At 32.1% G+C, this 6,292-nt stretch carries 7 protein-coding genes; all 7 read right to left on the bottom strand.

The window, feature by feature from the left end; genetic code table 11:
• Positions 1–62 precede the first annotated feature (62 nt).
• The 7 genes from B4H69_RS02345 to B4H69_RS02315 all read right to left on the bottom strand — a co-directional run bounded on the left by B4H69_RS02345 (position 63) and on the right by B4H69_RS02315 (position 6,238).
• The gene (locus tag B4H69_RS02345; protein ID WP_180906073.1) at positions 63–614 is read right to left on the bottom strand and encodes a lipocalin family protein; all 552 of its coding nucleotides are present in this window, start codon (positions 612–614) and stop codon (positions 63–65) included.
• Positions 615–617: 3 nt separating this feature from the next.
• Positions 618–1,460, bottom strand: a complete 843-nt coding sequence (locus tag B4H69_RS02340; protein ID WP_180906072.1) for an alpha/beta fold hydrolase — start codon at positions 1,458–1,460, stop codon at positions 618–620.
• A 212-nt stretch (positions 1,461–1,672) separates the two neighbouring features.
• On the bottom strand, positions 1,673–1,927 hold the full coding sequence (locus B4H69_RS02335; RefSeq protein WP_180906071.1) for a hypothetical protein: 255 nt from the start codon (positions 1,925–1,927) through the stop codon (positions 1,673–1,675).
• Positions 1,928–1,933: 6 nt separating this feature from the next.
• The gene (locus tag B4H69_RS02330; protein WP_180906070.1) at positions 1,934–4,117 is read right to left on the bottom strand and encodes a hypothetical protein; all 2,184 of its coding nucleotides are present in this window, start codon (positions 4,115–4,117) and stop codon (positions 1,934–1,936) included.
• Between the two features lie 13 nt (positions 4,118–4,130).
• Positions 4,131–5,045, bottom strand: a complete 915-nt coding sequence (locus B4H69_RS02325) for a 5'-nucleotidase (RefSeq protein ID WP_180906069.1) — start codon at positions 5,043–5,045, stop codon at positions 4,131–4,133.
• A 15-nt stretch (positions 5,046–5,060) separates the two neighbouring features.
• Positions 5,061–5,645, bottom strand: a complete 585-nt coding sequence (locus B4H69_RS02320) for a phage tail protein (protein ID WP_180906068.1) — start codon at positions 5,643–5,645, stop codon at positions 5,061–5,063.
• A 5-nt stretch (positions 5,646–5,650) separates the two neighbouring features.
• Positions 5,651–6,238 carry a phage tail protein gene (locus B4H69_RS02315; protein WP_180906067.1) on the bottom strand — a complete coding sequence of 196 codons (588 nt, stop codon included), beginning with the start codon at positions 6,236–6,238 and terminating at the stop codon, positions 5,651–5,653.
• Positions 6,239–6,292 lie beyond the last annotated feature (54 nt).

Here is a 6,292-nt window from a genome sequence, read left to right as displayed (position 1 = left end):
ATCTCAAAGGGCTAATTTCTTAAAAGAAATTAGCCCTTTGAGATGAAACTATATTTATCAACTTATTCTTGTACAGTCCAAGTAAGTTCCTCTATCGCATATCCTTTTTCTTCTGCATACAAAAGAAACTTTTGTTTTGTTGCTTCCGAAATTGTTTTTTGTCGTGATAAAATCCACATATAATCATGACTTTCACCAAAAACCAAAGCCGTTTCATAATCGGGATCCATCAACACAACATTATATCCTGAATAAAATGGACCAAAGAAACTAACTTTTAAAGCTCCTTTCCCCTCTTCTCCATTCAACTTAGCTTTTCCATGAGCTTCTGTCCATTCGTTTTCTTTATAATCAAAACCTCTGTTATGAACTTCTATTACACCTTTCTTATTCAAAAAATAAGTCGCAGTTACATGACTCATATTTTTTTCGTATTTGAAATCTAATCGTGCAATTTCATACCACTTTCCCATGTATTGTTGCGGATCAAAATTTTCGACCGCTGTAACATAATCCGGGATTTTAACTTTTCGACAATTCAACCAAGCGTATGTCAACCCTCCCAAACCTGCTAATGCTAAACCTGAGATCATCTTTTTATTTAATTGCTTCATAATTTATTCTTTTTCGTGTTCTATATTTAACAAAAACTCAACTAAATCCATATTCAATTGCTCTTTATGAGTAATATTTAAACCATGAGGAGCATCTTCGTAAACAATATAAGTGGCATGCGGGATTAATTTAGAAGCTTGATCGCCAGCAGTTTTTATAGGAACAGTTTGATCCTCTTTTCCATGTATAATTAAAGTCGGAACATCAATCATTTGGCATTCTTTTCTAAAATCGGTATCCATCCAAGACAAAGCAGCTTTCAAAGTCGCAACAGGTGAAGCATGAGACGAAACAGAAAAATCAAAATCTAATTGTTCTTTACTCACTGATTTTTTTAATAATCCGTAATTATAAAAACCTTTATGAAAACCATCTAAAAACTCCAATCGATTAGTTTGAAGTTGATGTACAATTTCATCTAAATTTTTCTGCGGAACACCATTTTCATTATCAGCTGTTTGTTTTACCAAAGGAATGATCGAACTAATTAAAGCTACTTTCGAAATATTTTTGTTTCCATAATTCACAATATAGCGCACTACTTCTCCTCCTCCCATAGAAAAACCAACTAACACAACATTTTTCAATTGCAATTCATCAATCAAAGCATGTAAATCTTCTGCTAAAGCATCATAATCATAACCGTCCCAAGTTGCGCAAGACTTTCCAAAACCTTTACGATCATATGCTATACAACGAAAACCCGCATCTACAATTTTTGGAATTTGATATTCCCAAGATTGCAAACTAAGTGGCCAACCATGTATCAAAACAATAGGTTGCGCCATTTTATTACCATAATCTACATAATGTATGTTATAGTCCTTTCTTTTTAATTTCGCCATAGTAATTATTTTTTGTGATTTATTTTTAATGGTAGTCTTCTATACTTCACTACAAGCATTAAGCCAATAATCACATTTCAAAAGGTTTAACATTTGTAACTGTTGTAAAAAAATAATAATTTTCTAATCAACAATATCCAAAGAAGAGTCAATAATTAAAACAAAAAAGTCTGAGAAAAACTCAGACTTTTCATAATTAAAATACAAAAATTTTAATGATTTCTTATTAATTTATTTCTTCCATAATAACCTATAACAACAGCTGTAAATAACAAAACTATTGTATATGAATTTATAGGTGTTCCATCTACAGGATCATCTCCAGGATCGTGTCCTCCAGGATTTGTATTCGAAGTGTCTTCACTAAAAAAACTAATACTAGAATTTCCATCTTCTGCATGTAGATTTGTAAAGGGAAGCAATAAAAATAAACTTCCACATAAAATGTTTTTTAATTGTTTTTTCATCGTACATTATTTTACAATTATTTTTTTAGAAATTTTAGTTCCATCATAAGATTCAACCCAAATAACATAAATTTTAGTAGACGTTGATAAATCAAAATGCGTCTCAAATGTATTTAAAGAAGATATACTTTTTACTAAGCTACCTTCTAGATTATAAACTTTTACAGTTTTTAATTTTTCAGTTGATTGGATATGAACTATATGATTTTCGGTATAAACATTTAGTTTATTTTTTTCATTCAAATCAGTTGTATGCAATAAACTGTTTGTATAAACTATTTCGAAACGATTCGCAAAATAACCTTTATCACTGATGAAATTATAATCCCCTTTTGATAAATCAGTGATTTTATTCAATTCTTTATCAACTAAGTAAATAGATTGTCCTTGCGAAAAAATTCCATTTGTTTTCGCCAACGAAATCGTGTAATTTTCAGCAGTTAAGATGTTAACAACTAAATCAAATTGGTCTTTTTCATCAAACTCAGCTCCTCTACCTTGAATAGACATTTCTTTTTGATCGATCATCGAATAAATACCAGGATAGACTTGCATGGGTTCTGCATCAAAAACCTTTTCATATTGTTTCGATGAACCCTCTTTATACCCAATAAGAGTCGAATTTAACGTTTCATTATTTTGTTTTAAACTCAACCAAAATTTATCATCTTCTTTCGTTTTATATGAAATCACTTCGTTCCCCGTAACACGCATACCATTATTAAAAATAAATGGTATTGATGTTGGTGTTGGTGAGACTACTTTACTTTCTGCTTGTACAATAAAACCTTGTCCAACACCTATTGTTGTTGAGGTTACTGTAGGGTCACTCCATCCCATTTGGTCATTGTAAATCATCCAATTATCTCCAGAAAATTCTCCATTAACGATTGGTTTTTTATGTGTCCAAACAAAGACATTCGAAATAGTTGACATTCCTGAATTGAATGATATAACTTTCTTCAAGTCAATTGGAGATGGATAAGGATTACCAACTGCATTATTACCAAATTTATTCTTTGTTAACATCATTAAAACAGAACCATTATTCGGAACTCCTGTAAAAGTACCTTCAAATGGTTTTGCAACACCTTCTCCATAATTATTAAAATTATTTGGCGCTCTAAACGCAATGTATTCCCCTTTTTGAAAAATATCAGCTGCATTAATATTTGCGATCCAATCATTGGTAGACTCGTCATAGCGATAAAAACGATTTTGTAATGTTTTAGGGGATAAAGCCAAAATATTTTGTCCCAAAACAGGCGAAGACCAATCCAAGGTTTCTAAGCGATAAATTAGCTCTGATTGACGTTTGAAACTAATATTTCCTATGTTTACAGCATTGTCATTTTGTTGCATTAAATAAGCACCATGATCAAAAACAACCTGATGAGAAGTATTGCTAACGTTTCGATCAACTGTATATGTAACGCCTGAAGGAACAGTTACATCTGCCTCAAATGTGAGTGTTTTAGCAACCAAATCATGTGGATATGATGCTCTAAGTATGGCATCTTTGGTAAGTGTTGGTTCTCCATCACTCCAAACGCCATTTTCCCAAATCGTTGGCAAAGACGGAGTAACTTCTGTCCATGTAAATGCATCTAACCCAACATAATTTGCCGGATTACTTGTAGAAATTTCAAGTTCATTGATTACATAATTTGAATAATCTATTCCATTTATGTTTTTCAAATTAACTTGAATATATCCATTCATCATAAGAGCATTTAAAGGAATATAAACTGCTGTAAAAATAATTGTCCCATTCTCTTTTCCATTAATTATAATTGGTACAGGCGTAATAAAAGGAAATTGCTGTAAATTATAATCAGCTAAAAAAAGATAAAAATTTTGCGAAGTAAAATTAAATCCCTCACTTTTAAGCTTAAAACTTGGATTAACTCCAAATTCTGCTGCACCGTCATTATCAATGTATTTATTATCTATTGTTAAACCATTCCACCCTGTACCAGGATAATTTCCTTGTACACGAAATGTTCCTTGCGGATAACGAGATGTAGGAGAACTTTCTATTTTAAATAGCTTTCCATTACTAGTAAAAGAGTAACTATCATTTGTAGCATGTTCAAAATCTTCTGTATAAGGTAAATTTTGAGCTAAAGAAAAAACGAATCCAAAGAAAAATAGAATCGTAAATTTATAATAAAGTAGATTTTTTTTCATAACAAATTTAATATTATACATTACGTAATTCTTTTACTTTTCCGTGAATTTCTGTTGATTTCGCAAAAGAGGATGCTGGCATAATAAATGCATGTTCGAAACTAATTCTATCCTTTTGCATAGAATATACAACACTACTCTTACTGATCAATTCTCCACCCATTCCGCCTTGCGTTAATATTACTTCTTGTTCCTTTTTATTTTTTAAGATATGCGGATAATTAAATTTCTGTCCTTGCACCGAACTCAAAACAAAATCAATTTCTTTACTTTTCAGAGCTAAATCTTTGCTATTCCATTTACTTTTATCCATTCCCAATTGTGATAAACAAATGACCAAATCACATTGATCTTCTGTTTTTAATTTTTTTGCTATTCGATTGGCTGCATTATAAGGATTATCAACACGAATTGAAGCATTAGAAACACTTTCAGCAACCCCAGTTATTCCAATTTTGAACTCTTTAGTATGCAAAATCACATAAGGGAGAATAACTTCATTCCAATCTTTTTCTTGTGAAGAATAATTACAGTTCACAAATGGAAAATCAAAAGATTTTGCTAAATCTAAAAAGGGTTTAACGCCTAATTTCAAATAATTATTACTTAAAGCAACTGCATGATAACCAACAGAATTAATAGATTGAAAGGTTGATTTATTTAATTGTTCTAATCGAAATAAATTACCTGCGTCCAATAAAATTCCATTTGTTGGTTGATCATTGAGCTCGCTTTTAATTTGACTGTAAATGGAACGATTTGTTGACTGATCCATATTGTTGGTTTGATAAATCGTGAGATGCGAATCATCTGTTAATCCTTGTATATTTTTTGAAACATTAGCCAACCCTTTCAACGAAGGATTCAACATCGAAATCCCCATTAAGGATGCGGTATGTTTCAGAAAAGAACGTCTATTACTTTCCATATTTTTCTTATTTAATTACCATCTTTGAGGAAAAATTCCATATAAACAAATCACATAATTCATCCCAATATAAGGTTGCATATTATTATGAGGAATTGATCCACCTGAAACCTGTGTTCTAAATTTCATGTCTATATTCGCATTTAATTCTACTACAGGTTCTTCTAAATTCACCCCCATTGTTGGAGCAAAAGAACCGTTTACCAAAAAACCAGGCTGAGCAATTGATGAACCTGTAATAGGTGTCGTTTGCGTAGCCGGAGACGAACTAACTTTTAACTTTGGTTGATCCGTCATCACAACTCCATGTATATGAGATGGCATATCTTGTGTCGATAATGTTACATTTTCTTCTCCTCCTGTTTCACCTAATACTCTTGCAGAAAGCCCAGGTCCTTGTCCTACACCTATTCCCACATGATTAATAAAATTTGGCAAAGCAAAAGTGTTAATACCATCTCCTCCGTATGTTGTTCCTAATATTGAAAACAAGGCCGTGTTTTGTCTAATAGCGATTAATTGACCACGGCAAAATGCCCAATTTCTTGGTTCAAAATTGCCAGCAAATAATCTCACCTCTCCTATATAAGCTTCTTCCATAAATTCTAATTTTGCGAAGGAAAATTTCCTTCTATTGCTATAATAAAATTAATCCCCAAATAAGGTTGCATATTGTTATGGGGCTGATTTCCTCCAACTGGTAAAGTTGTTTTCGTTAAATCTTCATTTCTCAAGGATGTTTGATGTAATGTCGTGTTAGGTACTTCTTGATTATACCCTAAAGTTGAAATTCCATTATTTGTTGCAACACCCAAACTTTTTCCTTTTGTTGGTTCGTGTGCAGTAGATAACATATTACTCGCAATTCCATTTGTTACTTGTACCGAATTCTTATCTACGACATGAGTATGAGGAGGTAATTGAGTAGCCATAAGTGTTACTCTTTCTGCCCCTACTTGTTCACCCAAAATAATACTTCTTAATCCCAATCCTTGTCCCATTCCAACTGCCACACGGCTAGCAAGGTTTGGTAAAGCAAAAGTAGAAATACCATCTCCGCCATAAATCGTTCCTATAACAGCGAATAACGCTTCATTTTCACTTATAGACAATAATTGTCCCTGGCAAAGCATCCACCCTAAAGGGGCAAAATTCCCCGCAAACATTCTAATTTCTCCTATCGTTTGGTCCATAAATTAATTTCTTGATGGATAGATTCCAAATAAACAAATCACATAATTCATCCC

The organism is Empedobacter sp. UBA6745, from assembly GCF_002453775.1.
GTDB lineage: Bacteria > Bacteroidota > Bacteroidia > Flavobacteriales > Weeksellaceae > Empedobacter > Empedobacter falsenii_C.
This window is presented reverse-complemented; position numbering and strand designations above follow the sequence as displayed.

What these genes read in the sequence shown, in the direction of transcription:
- B4H69_RS02315 (WP_180906067.1), bottom strand. Translation starts at nt 6,238, where the DNA reads ATGGACCAAACGATAGGAGAAATTAGAATGTTTGCGGGGAATTTTGCC.
- B4H69_RS02345 (WP_180906073.1), bottom strand. Translation starts at nt 614, where the DNA reads ATGAAGCAATTAAATAAAAAGATGATCTCAGGTTTAGCATTAGCAGGT.
- B4H69_RS02330 (WP_180906070.1), bottom strand. Translation starts at nt 4,117, where the DNA reads ATGAAAAAAAATCTACTTTATTATAAATTTACGATTCTATTTTTCTTT.
- B4H69_RS02335 (WP_180906071.1), bottom strand. Translation starts at nt 1,927, where the DNA reads ATGAAAAAACAATTAAAAAACATTTTATGTGGAAGTTTATTTTTATTG.
- B4H69_RS02340 (WP_180906072.1), bottom strand. Translation starts at nt 1,460, where the DNA reads ATGGCGAAATTAAAAAGAAAGGACTATAACATACATTATGTAGATTAT.
- B4H69_RS02320 (WP_180906068.1), bottom strand. Translation starts at nt 5,645, where the DNA reads ATGGAAGAAGCTTATATAGGAGAGGTGAGATTATTTGCTGGCAATTTT.
- B4H69_RS02325 (WP_180906069.1), bottom strand. Translation starts at nt 5,045, where the DNA reads ATGGAAAGTAATAGACGTTCTTTTCTGAAACATACCGCATCCTTAATG.